The organism is Erwinia artemisiae (assembly GCF_051400835.1).
Lineage (GTDB): Bacteria > Pseudomonadota > Gammaproteobacteria > Enterobacterales > Enterobacteriaceae > Erwinia > Erwinia aeris.
In genome coordinates this window covers 1-20784 of sequence record NZ_JBLFFM010000017.1, presented here as the reverse complement: position 1 = coordinate 20784, position 20784 = coordinate 1, and the positions used below count along the sequence as shown (strand labels likewise).

Below are 20784 nucleotides of genomic sequence, written 5' to 3'. Positions count from 1 at the left end.
TCCTGAGAAGTCTCACTCCGACGGGAGCTAATCCGTGAAAGACTTACTTAAGTTTCTGAAAGCGCAAACTAAGACCGAAGAGTTTGATGCGATCAAAATTGCGCTGGCTTCGCCAGACATGATCCGTTCCTGGTCTTTTGGTGAAGTTAAAAAGCCAGAAACCATTAACTACCGTACGTTCAAACCAGAACGTGACGGGCTTTTCTGTGCGCGTATTTTCGGGCCGGTAAAAGATTACGAATGCCTGTGCGGTAAGTACAAGCGTTTAAAACATCGCGGCGTGATCTGTGAGAAGTGTGGCGTTGAAGTTACACAGACCAAAGTTCGTCGTGAGCGTATGGGCCACATCGAGCTGGCTTCGCCGACTGCGCACATCTGGTTCCTGAAATCGCTGCCTTCGCGCATCGGTTTGCTGCTGGATATGCCGCTGCGTGACATCGAACGCGTGCTGTACTTCGAATCCTATGTGGTGGTTGAAGGCGGCATGACCAACCTTGAGCGCCGTCAGATCCTGACCGAAGAGCAGTATCTGGACGCGCTGGAAGAGTTCGGTGACGAATTCGACGCGAAAATGGGTGCGGAAGCGGTTCAGGCCCTGTTGAAAAACATGGATCTGGAGCAGGAATGCGAGCAGCTGCGTGAAGAGCTGAACGAAACCAATTCCGAAACCAAGCGTAAAAAGCTGACCAAGCGTATCAAGCTGCTGGAAGCGTTCGTGCAGTCTGGCAACAAGCCAGAGTGGATGATCCTGACCGTGCTGCCTGTACTGCCGCCGGATCTGCGTCCGCTGGTGCCGTTGGACGGCGGTCGTTTCGCTACTTCAGATCTGAACGATCTGTATCGTCGCGTTATCAACCGTAACAACCGTCTGAAGCGCCTGCTGGATCTGGCCGCACCTGACATCATCGTACGTAACGAAAAACGTATGCTGCAGGAAGCGGTCGATGCGCTGCTGGATAACGGTCGTCGCGGTCGTGCCATCACCGGCTCCAACAAGCGTCCTCTGAAATCTTTGGCCGATATGATCAAAGGTAAACAGGGTCGTTTCCGTCAGAACCTGCTGGGTAAACGCGTCGACTACTCTGGTCGTTCCGTTATCACCGTAGGGCCATACCTGCGTCTGCACCAGTGTGGTCTGCCGAAGAAAATGGCGCTGGAGCTGTTCAAACCGTTTATCTACGGCAAGCTGGAGCTGCGTGGTCTTGCTACCACCATCAAAGCCGCCAAGAAAATGGTTGAGCGTGAAGAAGCTGTCGTCTGGGATATCCTGGATGAAGTGATCCGCGAACACCCGGTCCTGCTGAACCGTGCGCCAACGCTGCACCGTCTGGGCATCCAGGCATTTGAGCCAGTGCTGATCGAAGGTAAAGCTATCCAGCTGCACCCGCTGGTCTGTGCGGCTTATAACGCCGACTTCGATGGTGACCAGATGGCTGTTCACGTGCCGCTGACGCTGGAAGCCCAGCTGGAAGCGCGTGCGCTGATGATGTCTACCAACAACATCCTGTCACCTGCGAACGGCGAGCCAATCATCGTTCCTTCTCAGGACGTTGTACTGGGTCTGTACTACATGACCCGCGACTGTGTTAACGCCAAAGGCGAAGGCATGGTGCTGACCGGTCCAAAAGAAGCCGAGCGTATTTACCGCGCTGGCCTGGCGTCTCTGCACGCTCGCGTTAAGGTGCGTATCACCGAGCACGAGAAAAACGAGCAGGGCGAATGGACCTCGAAAACCAGCCTGATCGATACCACGGTTGGTCGTGCCATCCTGTGGATGATCGTGCCGAAAGGCCTGCCTTACTCCATCGTCAACCAGGCGCTGGGTAAGAAAGCGATCTCCAAGATGCTGAACACCTGTTACCGCATCCTGGGCCTGAAGCCAACGGTTATCTTTGCTGACCAGACCATGTACACCGGTTTTGCCTACGCGGCACGTTCTGGTGCGTCTGTAGGTATCGACGACATGGTGATCCCAGAGAAAAAAGTTGAGATCATCAGCGAAGCGGAAACCGAAGTGGCCGAGATCCAGGAGCAGTTCCAGTCTGGTCTGGTTACCGCGGGCGAACGCTACAACAAAGTGATCGATATCTGGGCTGCGGCCAACGAACGCGTTGCGAAAGCGATGATGGAAAACCTCTCTACCGAAGTCGTCATTAACCGTGACGGTGAAGAAGAGCGCCAGGTTTCCTTCAACAGCATCTTTATGATGGCCGACTCCGGTGCTCGTGGTTCTGCTGCGCAGATCCGTCAGCTGGCCGGTATGCGTGGCCTGATGGCTAAGCCAGATGGCTCCATCATCGAGACGCCAATTACCGCGAACTTCCGTGAAGGTCTGAACGTACTCCAGTACTTCATCTCGACCCACGGTGCTCGTAAAGGTCTTGCGGATACCGCACTGAAAACCGCGAACTCCGGTTACCTGACTCGTCGTCTGGTAGACGTAGCGCAGGATCTGGTGGTGACCGAGGACGACTGTGGCACGCACGAAGGCATCATGATGACTCCGGTTATCGAAGGTGGCGACGTGAAAGAACCGCTGCGCGAACGCGTACTGGGTCGTGTTACCGCAGAAGACGTGCTGAAGCCGGGTACGGCCGACATCCTGCTGCCACGCAACACCCTGCTGCACGAACAGCAGTGTGACCTGTTGGAAGAGCATTCTGTCGACAGCCTGAAAGTCCGCTCCGTAGTAAGTTGTGAAACTGACTTCGGCGTGTGCGCCCACTGTTATGGACGCGATCTGGCGCGTGGTCACATCATCAACAAAGGTGAGGCCATCGGCGTTATCGCAGCACAGTCCATCGGTGAGCCGGGTACTCAGCTGACCATGCGTACGTTCCACATCGGTGGTGCGGCATCGCGTGCGGCTGCTGAATCCAGCATTCAGGTGAAGAACAAAGGTACCATTAAACTCTCTAACGCCAAGTCGGTTACCAACTCCGCTGGCAAACTGGTTATCACCTCGCGTAACACCGAGCTGAAAATGATCGATGAATTCGGTCGTACCAAAGAGAGCTATAAGGTTCCTTACGGTTCTACCATGGCGAAAGGCGACGGCGAGCAGGTTGCAGCGGGCGAGACCGTAGCAAACTGGGATCCGCACACCATGCCGGTTATCACCGAAGTGAGCGGTTTCGTCCGCTTTACCGACATGATCGACGGCCAGACCATTACCCGCCAGACGGATGACCTGACCGGTCTGTCTTCTCTGGTGATCCTGGACAGCGCAGAGCGTACGTCCGGCGGTAAAGATCTGCGTCCTGCGCTGAAAATCGTTGATGCCAACGGCAATGATGTGATGATCCCAGGCTCCGATATGCCTGCTCAGTACTTCCTGCCGGGTAAAGCGATTGTGCAGCTGGAAGACGGCGTGAAAATCAGCTCGGGTGATACCCTGGCTCGTGTTCCGCAGGAATCCGGCGGTACCAAGGACATCACCGGTGGTCTGCCACGCGTTGCTGACCTGTTCGAAGCGCGTCGTCCGAAAGAGCCAGCAATCCTGGCGGAGATCAGCGGTATTATCTCCTTCGGTAAAGAGACCAAAGGCAAGCGTCGTCTGGTGATTACGCCGGTTGACGGTAGCGATCCGTACGAAGAGATGATCCCGAAATGGCGTCAGCTGAACGTGTTCGAAGGTGAACGCGTAGAGCGCGGTGACGTGGTTTCCGATGGCCCAGAGTCTCCACATGACATTCTGCGTCTGCGTGGCGTGCATGCGGTGACCCGTTACATCACTAACGAAGTGCAGGAAGTTTACCGCCTGCAGGGCGTTAAGATTAACGATAAGCACATCGAAGTCATCGTTCGTCAGATGCTGCGTAAAGCAACCATTGCAAGCGCGGGCAGCTCCGACTTCCTGGACGGCGAGCAGGTTGAAGTTTCACGCGTTAAGATTTCTAACCGTGAGCTGGAAGCCAACGGCAAAATCGCAGCGACCTATATGCGCGATCTGCTGGGTATCACCAAAGCGTCACTGGCGACCGAGTCCTTCATCTCCGCCGCTTCCTTCCAGGAAACGACGCGCGTACTGACCGAAGCAGCCGTTGCGGGCAAACGCGACGAACTGCGCGGCCTGAAAGAGAACGTAATCGTGGGTCGTCTGATCCCAGCCGGTACCGGTTACGCTTATCACCAGGATCGTATGCGCCGTAAAGCGGCAGGCGAAGCGCCTGTAGTTCCTCAGGTCACGGCCGACGAAGCGTCTGCCAGCCTGGCAGAACTGCTGAACGCGGGTCTGGGCGGCAACGACGATTAATCGTCTTTCCTGCTGACCGTAAAAACCCCACTTCGGTGGGGTTTTTTTATGCCTGAAATTTGAGGATGGGTCAGTCAGCGTCGGGATGTGGCCGTAAAAAAGCCGCCCCGGAGAGCGTTACCTATTATTCTTCAGTCAACGCCATGGCGTATGGCCGTAAAAAAGCCGCCCCCGAAATCGTTACGTGTGATCGTAAAAAATCCGCCCCGGAGAGCGGCTTGCGGCCTGACTGCTCTGATTTACGTTAAACAGGATATGGATATTCGACAGGTGAATTTGCCAGGCTCCTTTTCCGCTTAACATCAGCGCCATGAATAACGTGACTAAAAAAAGTCCGTGGCGTTTTTTCATGGAAGATTCCCTTCTCAGGAACCGCTATCGTCTACTGCCCACCGGAACGCTGCAAACGAAACAAGCAGTGTGATTGACTTGTTTTTCGCGGTATCACAGAACCCGTTCCCTGAGTCCGGTGCCCTGCGGCAACAGGTGAAACGGCCCCGACGCAACGATAACAGCTACGACAATGAACAACATTTTATTATTGAAGAGATGCGAGTTATCACGCAGTAAGAAAGAAGTTGTTCCAGGTTATTACATGCGATAAGTGACGAAGCATGCAGAATCATCAAGTACTAAAAATTGGATAAAAATACGCTGGTTTTTTATACTTTATGACGATATATTGACCGGGTGGTTGACTTGTATTCGCATACCATCAGTACCTTTCAGAGCAGGACGGCAATCCTCTTCTGAAATAAAGAACCCCGCGCTGGCGGGGTTTTTTATTACTGAATACCCTGCATCCGTGGTTCGGCTGACCCGTTTTACCTGTATCGCTTAATGTCATCGCCGGTTAACCCGATATCTTTCAGCTGCGCATCGCTTAATCGCGCTAATATTTTACGGCTGTATACCTCCTGTCGCCAGGCCAGCCAGAGCCGCCGCGCCAGGCTGAACATCAGTACAAAGGGCGATGCTTTAAAAGGCTGCTCGCCGCCGTCTTACAATATTTTCCTGTGGCATCTGCTTTACCCGTCCGCAGGGCGGCTATCGAAGCGGCGCTACCTGATTTGTTGGTGAAGTAGCAAGAGGCGGGCCCGCGAGGGAAAACTGACGGGCCCGGACGCTTTTTCTCCAGCGTCGGCAGCGATTCTGGCAGCTTTAACAGGGCCAGTCATAACAAGAGTGGATTTATGGAAGTCGTGTCGCATATTTATCAGGCGCATTCATTTTTACGTTAAAAAATAAAAAGTAAGCGAAAACTAATTTTTTATTTATAAGATTTTTCACAGGTGGCTATTTTAAATCTTCATTGATTTATATTTTTGCTTCTCATTTCTTCCCTGAGCTTTCTCTTAAATCTATTAATGGCAATGTCTTAATATTGAGATGTTTATCTCACCTTGCTAAATTAATACAAATTCCCGCTGCCGGATACGCCGCGCTTTCCATTTGTCGCTCAGCACTGTCAGCCAGCTGCTGTGAGGTATTATGAATAAAAATAAGATAAAGGCCATGGTGCGCCCGGCGCTGAAAAATGCGGTTTCGCTACGCCTGCGTATAGAAAAAGCCTTATTAAAAAGGAAAAAATTAGCGGAATACAATCCTGCTCTGGAACAGGATATGGATATCGTTATTCATAACAGAACGCCCGGCGAAATTCCTGAACGGGTCTGGATGTTCTGGGCCGGCTCGACGCTGCCAAAGGAAATCCAGAGCTTTGTTGATAAGGTTGCGCGAGAGAACCCGGACTGGTCAGTAACGGTAGTGAATGACAGTAATCTGTCGCACTATCTGCCGGAGCTGGTCTTTACGCGGCAGGACATGCTGGTTGCCCACAGAAGCGACGTTATTCGCCTGGAGCTGCTGTATAAATATGGCGGCGTTTGGATGGATGCAAGCGTAATACTAAACCGCACGCTGGATGAATTTCTGGCGGTCAACGGCAACAGCCGTTATGACATGGTCGCCTTTTATCGCGATGTCTCCACTGTCGATCGGCGCTATCCGGTGATTGAAACCTGGTTTATGGCCGCCCCGAAAAAGAACCCGTTTATTGCAAGCTGGCTGCGCTATTTCCGCCCGATTATTACGCTGGGCGCGGCAGACATGTTTAAGCAGCTTCAACAGCTGCCCAATTATCAGGAACTGGTACAGAAAATTACCGATCCGCAATACCTTATTCTGAATATTACGCAGCAGCAGGCGCTGCGTGAATATAATGAGTACAACCTTTATTTAAGAAAGTGCGAGGCCAACGCGCTTTATTATCAGCGTCTGGTAAGCTGGGACGCCGTACAGCTTAGCCGGATGCTGATGATCGATCGCCTGCCGGATGTTCTGCCGCCTATCGTTAAGCTGACCGGGCTGGATCGGAAATACCTAAGCACTAATTTACGCTATGGCGCGGTAAATAAAGACAGCCTGTTGGGACAGGTGCTGTTTGCGGATGCGCCGGACAGAATGCCAGACATGCCGGATATGCCGATGCCCGGTATATCCGGCAGCGCAGGCGCTTAGGCTCCTCTGAACCAGGCAGGAGACGCAGGTCTTCTCGGTCCCGGTAGCGCAGGCGCTCAGGCTCTTCCCAGCCAGCTGTCCCAGTCTTTCCAGACCGGCTGCATGCCGGCGCGGATCAGCGCTTCGGCTACCTGCCGCGGATGGCGATTATCGTGCGGCGAGAACTGTTCCAGCTCGCTTTGCGTCTCGGCGTAGCCGCCAGGCTGCGTTTTTGAGAAAGCGCTGATCGTATTGATCGCCAGCGGCACCACCTTGTCACGGAACTGCGGCGATTCGCGCGTTGACAGCGACTGCTCCACTTCCGGCGCAAACAGACGAAACGCGCAGATAACCTGTACCAGCTGGGCCTCATCCATGACTGAAGCAGGCTGAATGCCGCCAGCGCAGGGGCGCAAGCGAGGGAAAGCCACTGAATAGCGGCTTTGCCAGTACGTTTTCTGTAGCCACAGCAGATGTTCCGCCATCATATAACAGTCGGCGCGCCAGCTGTCAGAAAGGCCGATCAGCGCGCCCAGCCCGATCTTATCGATCCCCGCGCGTCCCAGCCTGTCCGGCGTTTCCAGCCGAAAGAAAAAGTCCTGCTTGTTGCCTTTCAGATGGTGCTGACCATACACCGTTGGATGATAGGTTTCCTGATAGACCAGCACGCCATCCAGCCCCAGCGTTTTCAGTTCCGTATACTCCTGCTGGCCCAGCGGCTGCACTTCCATCATCAGCGAGCTGAAATGCGCGCGGATGGCGGGAAGATGACGGCGAAAATAATCCATCCCAACTTTCGCCTGATGCTCACCGGTGACCAGCAGCAGCTGATCGAAGCCCATCGCCCGGATCGCCAGGCACTCGCGCTCGATCTCCTGCGCATCCAGCGTTTTACGCTTGATCCGGTTGCTCATAGAGAAGCCGCAATAGGTGCAGTCGTTGGCGCACAGGTTGGAGAGATAAAGCGGAACGAAGAGGTTTACGGCATGGCCGAAGCGCTGGCGCGTCAACAATTGCGCCTTACGGGCCATCGGTTCCAGCCAGGCCTGCGCGGCAGGCGAAAGCAGCGCCATCAGCTCCTCGCGGCCAACGACAGACGCATTCAGCGCCCGCTCCACGTCAGCCGAAGTTTTGCTGTTGATGCGCAGGCGGATATCGTCCCAGTCCAGCTGTTCCCACTGCGAGACAAAGCTTTTCATGGCGTCACTCCGCTTTGCAAAAAGCTGGTCAGCGGGCTGGTGGCGACGGCCTGCTGCTGCTGACTGCCCAGGCCGCTTTGCCGCGCCAGTTCGCCCGCTTCTACAGCGAGGCGGAAAGCGCGCGCCATTTGCACAGGATCGCGGGCAGAGGCCATGGCGGTATTCACCAGCACCGCATCGGCGCCCATTTCCAGCGCTTCACTGGCGTGGCTGGGCGCGCCAATGCCTGCGTCAATCACCACCGGGACGCTGGCCTGCTCGATAATAATCGTCAGCAAATCCCGGGTTTTCAGCCCCTGATTGCTGCCAATCGGCGCGCCAAGCGGCATCACGGCGGCACAGCCCGCTTCTTCAAGCCTTCTGCACAGTACCGGATCGGCATGGCAGTAGGGCAGCACGGTGAAGCCTTCCCGCACCAGGGTTTCCGCCGCCTTCAGCGTTTCGACGGCATCGGGCAGCAGATAACGCACGTCGGGATGGATTTCCAGCTTCACCCAGCTCGTGCCCAGCGCTTCCCGCGCCAGGCGCGCGGCAAAAATGGCTTCCTCGGCGGTTTTCGCGCCGGAAGTATTGGGAAGAAGCTGCACGCCCAGCTGACGTAAAGGCGCCAGAATGCCGTCGTCGCCGCCGCGTAAATCCACGCGTTTCATCGCCATTGTCACCAGCTGCGTGCCGGATTCCCGAAGTGCATTGAGCATCACGGCAGGGCTGGAGAACTTACCTGTGCCGGTAAACAGCCGGGAAAAAAAGGTTTTATCAGCAATCTGTAGCATATTAACCTCCGGCGATAGCCTGGAAAATCACCAGGTTGTCGCCTTCCTGTAAAAGATGAGTGTCCCAGCGATCCCGCGGCACAATCTGCTGATTGACAGCCAGCGCGGTGCCAGAGTGGCTATGGGCAAGCTGCGCCAGCAGCGCGGTCAGCGTCAGCGGCGCGACAAAAACGTGCGGCTCATCATTAATGATGATGTTCACGATGGCCTCCGCATACCGGGCAGCCGGGGCTGCGCTCAAGGTCAAGCGTGCGCCAGGCCTGCGTTTTGCCGTCAAACAGCCGCAGCTTGCCGTCCAGCGCCGACGGCTGGCCGGCCAGCATCTTCAACGCTTCCAGCGCCTGCAGCGTGCCCATCACGCCGACCACCGGGCCGAGAACGCCTGCGGTGCGGCAGTTGCGCTGCGGCTCCGCTTTATCGGGCCACAGGCAGCAGTAGCAGCCACGCCGGAAAGGCGGGGTGATCGCCAGCAGCTGGCCGCCGAAACCGACCGCGCTGGCGCTGATCAGCGGCGTGCTGGCTGCGACGCAGGCGGCATTCACGGCGTGACGCGTCTGCATGTTGTCGCTGCAGTCCAGCACCAGATCGACCCGCTGCGCCGTTTCCTGCAGCGTGGCGGCATCCATACGCTGCTCAAGCGCTATAAACTCGACCTGAGGATTCAGCGCCTGCAAACGATCCTTCGCCAGCGTGGCCTTTGGCTGGCCGATATCGCTGCTGCGGTAGAGGATTTGACGCTGCAAATTGCTGATATGCACCCTGTCGTCATCGGCCAGCAGCAGCTTGCCCACGCCGGCTGCGGCAAGATACGTCGCAGCCGGCGAGCCTAAGCCGCCCAGGCCGACAATCAGCACGCTGGCCGCCAGCAGCTTTTCCTGCGCCTGCGGGCCAAACTCCTCCAGCAGCAGCTGGCGGCTGTAACGCATAAAATCGCCGTCGCTAAGCATCAAGCGGCCCTCCGCTTCCTGCCAGCGCCAGCAGCTGCGCGGTGGCGGCCTGCCAGTCTGCCGCCTGGGTAATGGCACTGACCACGGCGATACTGCCGACGCCGGTTGCCAGCACGTCTGGCGCCCGCGCCAGCGAGATACCGCCGATAGCCACGGTTGAGACGTTCTGCAGGCGCCCGACATGCCGCTTCAGCTCCTGAAGCCCCTGAGGTGAAGAGGGCATAGCTTTAGTTTGCGTAGGAAAGACGTGTCCCAGCGCGATGTAGGATGGGCGCTCGGCCAGCGCGCGATCCAGTTCCGCGTCATCATGCGTGGATAACCCCAGCCGCAGCCCGGCGCGGTGGATCGCATCCAGATCGGCAATAGCCAGATCTTCCTGGCCCAGGTGTACGCCATAGGCGCCATGCTGAATCGCCAGCCGCCAGTAATCGTTGATAAACAGACGGGCCTGATAGCGTTTACCCAACTCGATGGCCGCGGCGATATCCTGTTCCACCGCCGCTTCCGGCAGATCTTTAATGCGCAGCTGGATAGTGCGCACGCCAGCCGCCAGCAAACGCTCGATCCAGATGACGCTGTCCACCACCGGATAAAGCCCCAGCCTGGCTGCCGTCAGGGGAAAAGCGCTACGGCTCATTATTTTTCCTCCTGCGTTAAGGCATCCATGGCATGGTAAAGCTCGCCGCCACGACGGCGGAACGTCTCTGACATCTCCGCCATCCCGATCGCTATCGGCTCTGCTTCCGCCTCCTGTTTTGCTGCGTATTCGCGGACTTCCTGGGTGATTTTCATCGAGCAGAATTTCGGGCCGCACATGGAGCAGAAGTGGGCAACCTTACCGGACTCCTGCGGCAGCGTTTCATCGTGGAAAGCGCGTGCGGTATGCGGATCCAGCGCCAGGTTGAACTGATCTTCCCAGCGGAATTCAAAACGCGCTTTCGACATGGCGTTGTCACGGATCTGCGCGCCGGGATGGCCTTTGGCAAGATCCGCCGCGTGGGCCGCGATCTTGTAGGTAATCAAACCTTGTTTGACATCTTCTTTATTCGGCAGGCCCAGATGTTCTTTCGGCGTAACGTAGCAGAGCATGGCGCAGCCGAACCAGCCAATCATCGCCGCGCCGATGCCGGAGGTAAAATGGTCGTAGCCTGGCGCGATATCGGTAGTCAGCGGGCCAAGCGTATAGAAAGGCGCCTCGTGGCAGTGTTCGAGCTGCTCGGTCATATTGCGTCTGATCATTTGCATCGGCACGTGTCCCGGCCCTTCAATCATCACCTGCACGTCATATTCCCAGGCGATTTTCGTCAGCTCGCCCAGCGTGCGCAGCTCGGCAAACTGCGCCTCGTCGTTGGCATCCTGTATTGAGCCAGGACGCAGGCCGTCACCCAGCGACAGCGAGACGTCGTAAGCGGCGCAGATCTCGCAAATATCACGGAAGCGTTCGTAGAGAAAGCTTTCACGATGATGCGACAGGCACCACTTCGCCATAATGGAGCCGCCGCGCGAAACGATGCCGGTCAGGCGTTTTGCCGTCATCGGCACATAGCGCAGCAGCACGCCCGCATGAATAGTGAAGTAATCCACGCCCTGCTCAGCCTGCTCCAGCAGTGTGTCGCGGAATATTTCCCAGTTGAGGTCTTCCGCCACGCCGTTGACTTTTTCCAGCGCCTGATAGATCGGCACCGTACCAATCGGCAGCGGGCTGTTGCGCAGGATCCACTCGCGGGTTTCATGGATATTTCGCCCGGTGGAGAGGTCCATCACCGTATCCGCTCCCCAACGTGCCGACCAGACCAGCTTTTCGACCTCTTCTTCAATCGAAGAACTGACCGCAGAGTTGCCGATATTGGCGTTGATCTTCACCAGGAAATTGCGGCCGATAATCATCGGCTCCGATTCAGAATGGTTGATATTGGCCGGGATAATCGCGCGTCCGGCAGCCACTTCCTGACGAACAAACTCGGCGGTGATATTTTCCGGCAGCCGCGCGCCAAAATCCTGTCCCGGATGCTGCTGCAACAGCACCTCGCTGCGAACGCGCTCGCGGCCCATGTTTTCGCGCAGCGCGATAAATTCCATTTCCGGCGTGATAATGCCCTGGCGCGCGTAGTGCAGCTGCGTGACGCGGCGACCAGCCTGTGCGCGGCGCGGCCGCGGCAGATTCTCAAAGCGCAGATGATCAAGCCCTTCGTCCGCCAGACGCTGCTGCGTATAAACGGAGCTTAATTGCTCAATCGGTTGCGTATCGGCGCGCTCTGCAATCCAGCTTTCCCGCAGCCTGGCGATACCGGCACGCACGTCAATAGCGGCGTCGGGATCGCCATAAGGGCCGGCGGTATCGTAAACCGGCACCGGTTCGTTTTCTTCAAACTGTGGATTGTCTTTTCCGCCGCCGGTCAGGGTGGGCGAGAGCTGAATTTCACGCATGGGAACGCGCAGATCGGCTCGCGAACCGGTCAGATAAATGCGTCTGGAATTGGGGAAAGCGGTGCCCTGTAAAGCAGCGATAAACTGCTGCGCTTCAGCACGCTGTTCGCGGCGGTTGGATTTCTTAACCTGGGTAGACATAGCAAGTTCCTGACTTAAGGGAAATTTGCTTGTCCGGAGTTCGGAGGAGTAAGCGCAGAGCCGATGGCCCTGACCTGGATCTTTACTCTTGTTCCCTTCGCAGGTTCTAACCTGATCAGGTTCCGCGGATCCCGAATTAACGGTCTCAGCCCCGAGGGGCACTCCGACAAGAAGAAGTCTGGCTTTCGCCAGAGGCAATCATGCGATTGCCTTTTCAGCATAAAGGGGCGTTATGGAAAGCTCAAGGGATTAAACAGTTAACTTTTCAGGCAGGACGAGCCATCGCAGAGTCATTAGCGGCGGACTTATCCGCATACTTCTCCAGCGCCAGCTGAATAAATTTATCTTCCAGGGTGAAGCGGGCTTCCAGCGCTTCGCCGACGATCGACAGCGCCTGCTGGAACTCCAGATAGTTATCGTGATCGATGGCGTTTTCCAGATGGGCGTCGTAAATCGCCATAATCTGTTCGGTATTCGCCTGTAGCGAAGGATAAATCAGCGCCGCTTTGGCCAGCTGGTCGGTGCCTTCCATTTCCTGAATAAACCGTTCGTACGCCGTGAAGTGGCCGGTTGAGAGATAATCAACCAGGCTTTGACAGAAGTTATCCAGCGCCTCTTCGTCGAGCGTAGTCAGCGATTCTTTGTTAGGCTTCATGCCAACCATTTGATAATAAGCAACTAACAACTGCTTGCGTGAGTGAAGGCAAAAGTCTACCAGTTCGCTGCATCCGCCTACGCGTGAGGCTAAAACTTCCAGCTGGTCAAGCATGAGTGACTCCAAAAGTGTTATTTTAACTGTCTATCCCAATCCGGTAAGTGCGTGAAGTGAGGATGAGCAATTTATGGAACTTGAGATTTCAAGCGTAGACGCTGGCTGGTGGATTGTCAGCCATGAACAGAAACTTTGGCTGCCAAAAGGTCAATTACCGTACGGAAACGCACAAGATTTAGGCCTGGCCGGCTCGAAAGGCGCGCTGATTGGCGAATGGCAGGGCGAACCTGTACGGCTGATTAGCGAAAATCGTCCGGAAGGGATGGCGTCGCTGCGGCAGCTGCTCGATCAGGATCCCGCCCTGTTTCAGCTGGCGGGACGCGGCATCCAGCTGGCCGAATTTTATCGCTCGCATCAGTGGTGCGGCTACTGTGGACACGCGATGCATCGCAGCAAAACGGAATGGGCCTGCCTGTGTGGCCACTGCCGCCAGCGCTATTATCCGCAAATTGCGCCCTGCATCATCGTGGCCATTCGTCGCGGCGATGAAATCCTGCTGGCTCAGCATACCCGACACCGCAACGGCATCTACACGGTGCTGGCGGGTTTTGTGGAGGTAGGCGAAACGCTGGAGCAGACCGTAGCGCGCGAGGTGATGGAGGAGAGCGGCATCAAGGTGAAAAACCTGCGCTATGTTTCCTCGCAGCCCTGGCCTTTCCCGCAGTCATTGATGATGGCGTTTATGGCCGACTACGACAGCGGCGAGATCAACATCGATCCCAAAGAGCTGCTGGATGCCAACTGGTATCGCTACGACGCCTTGCCACAGCTGCCGCCGGCGGGAACGGTGGCCCGTCGGCTGATAGAAGACACCGTCGCGCTCTGCCGCGCCGCTGCGGAATAACTGATATACTGTGCGTCTGAATGAAAAAGAGTCCTGAAGATGAGTGAACTGAAGAACGATCGTTATTTGCGTGCTCTGCTGCGTCAGCCGGTAGACGTTACGCCCGTGTGGATGATGCGCCAGGCCGGACGGTATTTGCCGGAGTACAAGGCGACGCGCGCCCAGGCCGGCGACTTTATGTCGCTGTGTAAAAATGCTGAGCTGGCCTGTGAAGTCACGCTGCAACCGCTGCGTCGCTACGCGCTGGATGCGGCGATCCTCTTCTCTGATATCCTGACCATCCCTGATGCGATGGGGCTGGGACTCTATTTTGAAGCTGGCGAAGGCCCGCGCTTCTCCTCGCCTGTGACCTGCCGTGCGGACGTCGAAAAACTGCCCGTGTTCGATCCCGAACAGGAGCTGGGCTACGTGATGAATGCGGTGCGCACCATTCGTAAAAATTTACAGGGCGCGGTGCCGCTGATCGGTTTTTCCGGCAGTCCGTGGACGCTGGCGACCTACATGGTGGAAGGTGGCAGCAGTAAGGCCTTCACTAAACTGAAAAAAATGATGTATGCCGAGCCGGAAACCCTGCATCTGATGCTGGATAAGCTGGCCGACAGCGTTACGCTCTATCTGAACGCACAGATCCGCGCGGGCGCGCAGTCGGTGATGATTTTCGACACCTGGGGCGGCGTGCTGACCGGGCGCGACTATTTGCAGTTCTCCCTGCACTACATGCATAAAATCGTCGATGGCCTGCAGCGTGAAAACGACGGTCGCCGCGTGCCCGTGACGCTGTTTACCAAGGGCGGCGGCCAGTGGCTGGAAGCGATGGCGGAAACCGGCTGCGACGCGCTTGGTCTGGACTGGACCACCGATATTGGCGAGGCGCGTCGACGCGTTGGCCATAAAGTGGCGCTGCAGGGCAACATGGATCCTTCTATGCTTTATGCCACGCCTGCCCGTATTGAGCAGGAAGTGGCGGGCATTCTTCAGGGCTTCGGCAACGGCACGGGCCACGTGTTCAACCTGGGTCACGGCATTCATCAGGATGTCCCGCCGGAACACGCGGGTGCTTTTGTGGAGGCCGTCCACAAACTGTCAGGACAGTATCACCAGGATTAATTATGGATATACAGGCATTAAAGCAGGAACAGACGACGCGTGCGGCGGAAGTGGTACGCGCTGATGATTTTGACGTAATGCCACCGCGCTATATCGCCGGGGCGGACGTGGGGTTTGAGCAGGGCGGCGAGGTCACGCGCGCCGCGCTGGTGCTGTTGGAGTATCCGTCGCTGAAGCTTATTGAGCATCGCGTCGCGCGGATAGCCACCACCATGCCTTATATCCCCGGCTTTCTCTCGTTTCGCGAATATCCCGCTCTGCTGGCCGCCTGGGAGCAGCTGGAGCAAAAACCCGATCTGCTGTTTGTCGACGGTCAGGGCATCGCGCATCCGCGCCGTCTTGGCGTCGCCAGCCACTTTGGCCTGCTGGTGGATGTGCCGACTATTGGCGTGGCGAAACGCCGGCTATGCGGCAAGTTCGAGCCGTTAGGCGACGAGCCGGGCTCCCGACAGCCGCTGATCGACAAAGGCGAGCAGATTGGCTGGGTGCTGCGCAGCAAAAAACGCTGCAATCCGCTGTTTATTTCGCCAGGCCACCGCGTCAGTAACGATACGGCGCTGCACTGGGTGGAGACCTGCCTGCAGGGCTACCGTTTGCCGGAACCGACGCGCTGGGCCGATGCTGTGGCGTCCAACCGGCCCGCTTTCGCCCGTCTCGGCATCCCGCTATAACGGTGTGAGGCGCCGGCTTTTCGGTTACACTGCAGCCCGCGCACTTTTGTTTAAGAGATCCCAACATGTTACGTAATCCGATTCACCTGCGGCTGGAAAAACTGGAAAGCTGGCAGCACGTTACTTTTATGGCCTGCCTGTGCGAGCGCATGTATCCCAATTACTGGGCTTTTTGCCGCCAGACCGAGTTTGGCGACGGCCAGCTTTATCGTCGTATTCTCGATTTGGTCTGGGAAACGCTGCTGGTGAAAGATGCCAAAGTGAATTTTGACTCGCAGCTGGAAAAGCTGGAAGAAGCCATTCCGGCGGCGGAGGATTACGATCTGTACGGCGTTTATCCAGCCATCGACGCCTGCGTCGCGCTGAGCGAACTGCTGCATTCCCGTTTGAGCGGTGAAACCCTGGCGCACGCTATCGCCGTCAGCGAAGCTTCAATCACCTCTGTAGCGATGCTGGAAATGACCCAGGCCGAACGTGAAATGACCGAGGAAGAGCTAAAAGCCAATCCTGCCGTTGAAGAGGAATGGGACATCCAGTGGGAGATTTTTCGCCTGCTCAGCGCCTGTGAGGAAAGGGATCCAGAACTGATAAAAGGACTGCGTTCTGACCTGCGGGAATCAGGGATTAGCAATATCGGTATAAATTTTCAGCAGTAAGGCGATAAAACGTGACTTCAGGCCTGATTTGTAGCGCCTTAAGGCTTCACATTCGCCCCCAGTCTGGTCTACATTTGTGGGGCTGAAAAAAGTGGCTATCGGTGCGTGTATGCAGGAGAGTGCCAGAAACTGGTTTTTCCCTCGCACTCGATGCTTAGCAAGCGATAAATACACTGTAAGGATAACTTATGAACAAGACTCAACTGATTGATGTAATTGCGGACAAAGCGGACCTGTCTAAGACCCAGGCTAAAGCTGCACTGGAATCCACTCTGGCTGCGATTACTGAGTCTCTGAAAGAAGGTGATGCTGTACAACTGGTTGGTTTTGGTACTTTTAAAGTTAACCACCGTGCTGAGCGTACTGGCCGCAACCCGCAGACCGGCAACGAAATCAAAATTGCAGCTGCAAACGTACCGGCATTCGTTTCTGGTAAAGCTCTGAAAGACGCTGTTAAATAATCGACAGTGAAAAGTTTTAAACAGGGGGGCGTTAAGCCCCTTTTGTTAAGGCTTTTTAGCTGTTTCTGCCAGGACAGCTTGTGACGCTTTTCTCTCGTTCCCTTTTGCCGTTCCTGCTGCTGTTAGCAGGCTGTAGTTCACGGCAGATGCCTGATTTTACCGCCAGCGGCTATCTTGCCGATCGCGGCGCCGTGCGTATCTGGCGCAAAACGCCTTCCCCACAGTCAACCCATCTGCAAACGGTCTATACCCCTTTTACCGAGCCGGTAACGGAAACCACGGACTACCAGTGGCAAGAGGGCAAACTGATTTCTGTTGAACGCAAAATCGTGGGCGCAAATCCTGAAAGCGTGACGCTACGCTTTGACCAATCCGGTCGCCTGAGCTTTATGCAGCGCCAGCTGGCGAATCGACGGGAAGCGCTGACGGCTGATGCTATCGCGCTCTACCAGTTTGATGCCGGACGTATGCTGACTATCAGCGACGATTTGCTACGCGGACGCGTAAGGCTATTACAGGGAGAGTGGATGCCTTCGGGCGCGGTCAGGTTATGCGGAGGCGGTAAGGCTTCGCCTGGCTTCGACAGCAACGCAGTGCGTTATATCACCCAGCATCAGCAGGGATCGGGCGAACCGCTCAGTCTTGCCTGGCTGGAAGCGCCGGGCGGCACGCAGCTGCTGCTGGCGACGGCGGAAGACCTTTGTCAGCAACAGCCGCAGGCCGACAGCTTTTAATCGGCTGCCAGCTTGAGAGAGAAGGGGACAGTGCTGCCCCCTGAATCACTCTTATTTACGCCCGATAGCGCGGTAGCCGATATCCGTGCGGCAGAAGCTGCCATGCCAGGAGATGTGCTTAGCCAGTTCGTAGGCATGTTTTTGCGCCGCCGCAACATCTTCGCCCAGCGCGGTCACGCATAATACGCGTCCGCCGTTTGTCACCACCAAATCGTCCTGCATTTTGGTTCCGGCGTGGAAAACCTTGCCGTCCGGCGTCGCTTCCAGCGGCAAGCCGTGGATCTGGTCGCCAGTGGCGTAATCGCCAGGATAGCCGCCCGCAGCCAGCACCACGCCCAGCGAAGGACGCGGATCCCAGACGGAGTCTTTGCTATCCAGCTTGCCGTCAACGGCGGCAAGGCAAAGATCGACCAGGTCGGACTGCAGGCGCAGCATGATCGGCTGGGTTTCCGGGTCGCCAAAGCGGCAGTTAAATTCAATGACTTTCGGCTGGCCGCTGTTATCGATCATCAGGCCGGCATAAAGGAAGCCGGTATAGACGTTGCCTTCGGCCGCCATGCCGCGGACGGTCGGCCAGATAACCTCGTCCATAACGCGCTGGTGGATTTCATCGGTCACGACCGGGGCCGGCGAATAGGCACCCATGCCGCCGGTATTAGGGCCGGTATCGCCATCGCCCACGCGTTTATGATCCTGACTGGTCGCCATCGGCAGCACGTTCTCGCCGTCAACCATCACGATAAAGCTGGCTTCCTCGCCGTCCAGAAACTCCTCCACCACGATACGGTGCCCGGCATCGCCAAAGGCGTTTCCGGCCAGCATGTCTTTAATGGCGGCTTCCGCTTCTTCCAGCGTCATTGCGACAATCACGCCTTTGCCCGCCGCCAGGCCGTCTGCCTTGATCACAATCGGCGCGCCCTTACTGCGCGTATAGGCCAGCGCGGCCTCGACGTCGGTGAAGTTCTGATATTCCGCCGTCGGGATTTTATGGCGGGCCAGGAAATCCTTGGTGAACGCTTTAGAACCTTCCAGCTGCGCGGCAGCCTGGGTCGGGCCAAAGATCTTCAGCCCGGCCGCGCGAAAAGCATCGACTATGCCAATGACCAGCGGCGCTTCCGGCCCAACGATAGTCAGATCGATGTGCTCACGCTGTGCAAAATCCAGCAGTGCAGGGATATCGGTCGCGCCGATAGCGACGTTTTGCAACGCCGGCTCCAGCGCGGTGCCGGCATTGCCCGGCGCGACAAAAACGGTTTCCGCCAGCGGCGACTGCGAAGCTTTCCACGCCAGCGCGTGCTCACGGCCGCCATTGCCAATCACTAAAATTTTCATTGTCGGTTCCTTATTAATGGCGGAAGTGGCGCATATTGGTGAAAATCATGGCAATGCCGTGTTCATCAGCGGCGGCAATTACTTCTTCATCGCGAATCGATCCGCCAGGCTGGATAACGCAGCTCACGCCCGCCGCCGCCGCCGCATCAATACCGTCACGGAACGGGAAGAAGGCGTCAGAGGCCAGCGCGCAGCCTTCCACCACCAGACCTTCATCTTTTGCTTTGATACCGGCAATTTTGGCGGAGTAAACGCGGCTCATCTGGCCTGCGCCAATTCCGACGGTCATATTGTCGCGCGCATAAACAATGGCGTTGGATTTTACAAACTTGGCGACTTTCCAGCAGAACAGCGCATCGCGTAGCTCCTGCTCTGTTGGCTGACGTTTGGTCACGACGCGCAGCTGGCTTGCTTCCACCATGCCCAGATCGCGATCCTGTACCAGCAAACCGCCGTTCACGCGCTTGAAGTCCAGCCCGGTCTGACGCTGCTGCCACTGGCCGCAAATCAGCACGCGCACGTTCTGCTTAGCCGACGTCACCTTCAGCGCGGCTTCGCTGGCGGAGGGCGCAATAATCACTTCAACGAACTGGCGGCTGATAATTGCCTGAGCGGTCGCTTCGTCCAGCTCACGGTTAAAGGCGATAATGCCGCCGAAGGCAGAGGTAGGATCGGTTTTGTAAGCCAGCTCGTAAGCGCCCAAAGCCGAATCGCTAACCGCCACGCCGCAAGGGTTAGCGTGTTTGACAATCACGCAGGCCGGTTCGCTGAACTCTTTTACGCATTCCAGCGCCGCATCGGTATCGGCAATGTTGTTATAAGAAAGCGCTTTGCCCTGAACCTGCTGCGCCGTGGCGACCGAAGCCTCAGTCACATTCTCTTCTATATAGAAGGCGGCATCCTGATGGCTGTTTTCGCCGTAGCGCATATCCTGCTTCTTAATGAAGTTCAAATTCAGCGTACGCGGGAAGCGTCCGGCAGGCTCGCGGGTTTCGCCATGATAGGCCGGAACCAGGCTGCCGAAGTAGTTGGCGATCATGCTGTCGTAGGCAGCGGTATGCTCGAAAGCTTTAATAGCCAGATCGAAGCGGGTAGCCAGCTGTAGTGAGTTATCGTTGGCGTCCATCTCGGCAATCACCGCGTCGTAGTCGCTGCTCTTTACAACGATAGCTACGTCTTTATGGTTCTTGGCCGCGGAGCGCACCATCGTCGGGCCGCCGATATCGATATTCTCTACCGCATCTTCCAGCGAGCAGCCTTCGCGCGCCACCGTCTGTGCAAAGGGATAAAGGTTAACGACCACCATGTCGATAGGGGCGATGCTGTGCGCCTGCATGATGGCATCGTCCTGGCCGCGACGTCCCAGAATGCCGCCGTGAACTTTCGGATGCAGGGTTTTGACGCGTCCATCCATCATTTCCGGGAAACCGGTATAGTCAGACACTTCGGTAACGGGCAGGCCGGCCTCGGCCAACAGACGAGCAGTGCCGCCCGTGGAGAGCAGCTCCACACCACGCGCGAAAAGCGCCTGTGCAAATTCGAGGATACCGGCTTTGTCGGACACGCTGAGCAGAGCGCGGCGTACAGGACGAGGTTGTTGCATGAGGTTTTATCCCTTGGCTTTGGTTCGCATAGATAAGAGCGTTACATCAATCTTAGCTTTTCCCCTCCTTTATAAAGAAAGAAGCAGCGAAGATTCAGGTAACGCCCCCAAATGGGGGCCGGGATTTTTCCGGGGCATTGTAGCGAAAACGTTTGCGTGATGCTCGTCTAAATTTGTTCTTACCGCCGGATGTGGATAACTTTGTGGGTAAATGCGTATAAATAGCCCTTTTGCTGTGGAATGCAGCGAACGCGCTATTTTTCTAAAATTAGGGGTTGTCAGCCGCCAAGAACTCCCTATAATGCGCAACCACTGAGACGGCACAACGGCTTACAGCCAGCGGCTCAGGAGGTTCAGGAAGCT

General features: G+C 56.5%; 19 protein-coding genes and 1 riboswitch. Of the genes, 8 read left to right on the top strand and 11 right to left on the bottom strand.

The genetic code is table 11. From position 1 onward, the window contains the following. Positions 1–34: 34 nt before the first annotated feature. Positions 35–4255, top strand: coding sequence for a DNA-directed RNA polymerase subunit beta' (gene rpoC / locus ACMGEE_RS21310; RefSeq protein ID WP_125290948.1), 4221 nt, complete (start codon positions 35–37; stop codon positions 4253–4255). 180 nt (positions 4256–4435) lie between these two features. Here the strand turns inward: rpoC and ACMGEE_RS21305 are convergent, their stop codons facing one another. Both ACMGEE_RS21305 and ACMGEE_RS21300 read right to left on the bottom strand, forming a co-directional pair. Further along, on the bottom strand, positions 4436–4606 hold the full coding sequence (locus ACMGEE_RS21305) for a hypothetical protein (protein ID WP_394150407.1): 171 nt from the start codon (positions 4604–4606) through the stop codon (positions 4436–4438). Between the two features lie 473 nt (positions 4607–5079). Next, on the bottom strand, positions 5080–5214 hold the full coding sequence (locus tag ACMGEE_RS21300; protein WP_253456282.1) for a DUF1127 domain-containing protein: 135 nt from the start codon (positions 5212–5214) through the stop codon (positions 5080–5082). A 532-nt stretch (positions 5215–5746) separates the two neighbouring features. Between ACMGEE_RS21300 and ACMGEE_RS21295 the strand changes: the two genes are divergently transcribed. Then, entirely contained in the window at positions 5747–6775 is a 1029-nt protein-coding gene (locus ACMGEE_RS21295) for a glycosyltransferase family 32 protein (protein WP_253456279.1), read from the top strand. 56 nt (positions 6776–6831) lie between these two features. Here the strand turns inward: ACMGEE_RS21295 and thiH are convergent, their stop codons facing one another. The 7 genes from thiH to rsd all read right to left on the bottom strand — a co-directional run bounded on the left by thiH (position 6832) and on the right by rsd (position 13010). Further along, complete coding sequence (gene thiH, locus ACMGEE_RS21290) at positions 6832–7953, bottom strand: 2-iminoacetate synthase ThiH (RefSeq protein ID WP_301730642.1); 1122 nt, start codon at positions 7951–7953, stop codon at positions 6832–6834. Continuing rightward, positions 7950–8726 (bottom strand): thiazole synthase, encoded by a 777-nt coding sequence (locus ACMGEE_RS21285; protein ID WP_253456274.1) that lies wholly within the window; start codon positions 8724–8726, stop codon positions 7950–7952. Before ACMGEE_RS21285 ends, thiH begins: the two co-directional genes overlap by 4 nt. Position 8727: 1 nt before the next feature. Further along, positions 8728–8928, bottom strand: coding sequence for a sulfur carrier protein ThiS (gene thiS, locus ACMGEE_RS21280; RefSeq protein ID WP_253456271.1), 201 nt, complete (start codon positions 8926–8928; stop codon positions 8728–8730). Beyond that, positions 8912–9673, bottom strand: coding sequence for a HesA/MoeB/ThiF family protein (locus ACMGEE_RS21275; RefSeq protein ID WP_253461160.1), 762 nt, complete (start codon positions 9671–9673; stop codon positions 8912–8914). Before ACMGEE_RS21275 ends, thiS begins: the two co-directional genes overlap by 17 nt. After that, on the bottom strand, positions 9666–10310 hold the full coding sequence (thiE, locus tag ACMGEE_RS21270; RefSeq protein ID WP_301253452.1) for a thiamine phosphate synthase: 645 nt from the start codon (positions 10308–10310) through the stop codon (positions 9666–9668). The genes ACMGEE_RS21275 and thiE overlap by 8 nt, the downstream gene beginning before the upstream one ends. Further along, positions 10310–12241 carry a phosphomethylpyrimidine synthase ThiC gene (gene thiC, locus ACMGEE_RS21265; RefSeq protein ID WP_436830622.1) on the bottom strand — a complete coding sequence of 644 codons (1932 nt, stop codon included), beginning with the start codon at positions 12239–12241 and terminating at the stop codon, positions 10310–10312. The genes thiE and thiC overlap by 1 nt, the downstream gene beginning before the upstream one ends. A 75-nt stretch (positions 12242–12316) precedes the next feature. After that, a riboswitch (TPP riboswitch) is annotated at positions 12317–12417 on the bottom strand. A gap of 89 nt (positions 12418–12506) precedes the next feature. Beyond that, on the bottom strand, positions 12507–13010 hold the full coding sequence (gene rsd, locus ACMGEE_RS21260; protein ID WP_253456264.1) for a sigma D regulator: 504 nt from the start codon (positions 13008–13010) through the stop codon (positions 12507–12509). Positions 13011–13083: 73 nt separating this feature from the next. On the opposite strand from rsd, the gene nudC reads away from it, so the two are divergent. From nudC to ACMGEE_RS21230, 6 genes are all read left to right on the top strand, one after another. Beyond that, entirely contained in the window at positions 13084–13857 is a 774-nt protein-coding gene (gene nudC / locus ACMGEE_RS21255) for an NAD(+) diphosphatase (protein ID WP_253456262.1), read from the top strand. A gap of 39 nt (positions 13858–13896) precedes the next feature. Further along, entirely contained in the window at positions 13897–14964 is a 1068-nt protein-coding gene (hemE, locus tag ACMGEE_RS21250; RefSeq protein ID WP_125290957.1) for a uroporphyrinogen decarboxylase, read from the top strand. A gap of 2 nt (positions 14965–14966) precedes the next feature. Further along, positions 14967–15635, top strand: a complete 669-nt coding sequence (gene nfi, locus ACMGEE_RS21245; RefSeq protein ID WP_125290958.1) for a deoxyribonuclease V — start codon at positions 14967–14969, stop codon at positions 15633–15635. A 65-nt stretch (positions 15636–15700) separates the two neighbouring features. Beyond that, positions 15701–16291, top strand: a complete 591-nt coding sequence (locus ACMGEE_RS21240) for a YjaG family protein (protein WP_253456260.1) — start codon at positions 15701–15703, stop codon at positions 16289–16291. Between the two features lie 188 nt (positions 16292–16479). Then, positions 16480–16752, top strand: a complete 273-nt coding sequence (gene hupA, locus ACMGEE_RS21235) for a nucleoid-associated protein HU-alpha (RefSeq protein ID WP_017803060.1) — start codon at positions 16480–16482, stop codon at positions 16750–16752. A gap of 80 nt (positions 16753–16832) precedes the next feature. Next, complete coding sequence (locus ACMGEE_RS21230; protein ID WP_436830621.1) at positions 16833–17486, top strand: DUF1481 domain-containing protein; 654 nt, start codon at positions 16833–16835, stop codon at positions 17484–17486. A gap of 51 nt (positions 17487–17537) precedes the next feature. Here the strand turns inward: ACMGEE_RS21230 and purD are convergent, their stop codons facing one another. Further along, on the bottom strand, positions 17538–18818 hold the full coding sequence (gene purD / locus ACMGEE_RS21225; RefSeq protein ID WP_253456258.1) for a phosphoribosylamine--glycine ligase: 1281 nt from the start codon (positions 18816–18818) through the stop codon (positions 17538–17540). 13 nt (positions 18819–18831) lie between these two features. Then, positions 18832–20421: a bifunctional phosphoribosylaminoimidazolecarboxamide formyltransferase/IMP cyclohydrolase gene (gene purH / locus ACMGEE_RS21220; RefSeq protein ID WP_436830620.1), complete on the bottom strand. Its 1590-nt coding sequence runs from the start codon at positions 20419–20421 to the stop codon at positions 18832–18834. Positions 20422–20784: the final 363 nt, after the last annotated feature.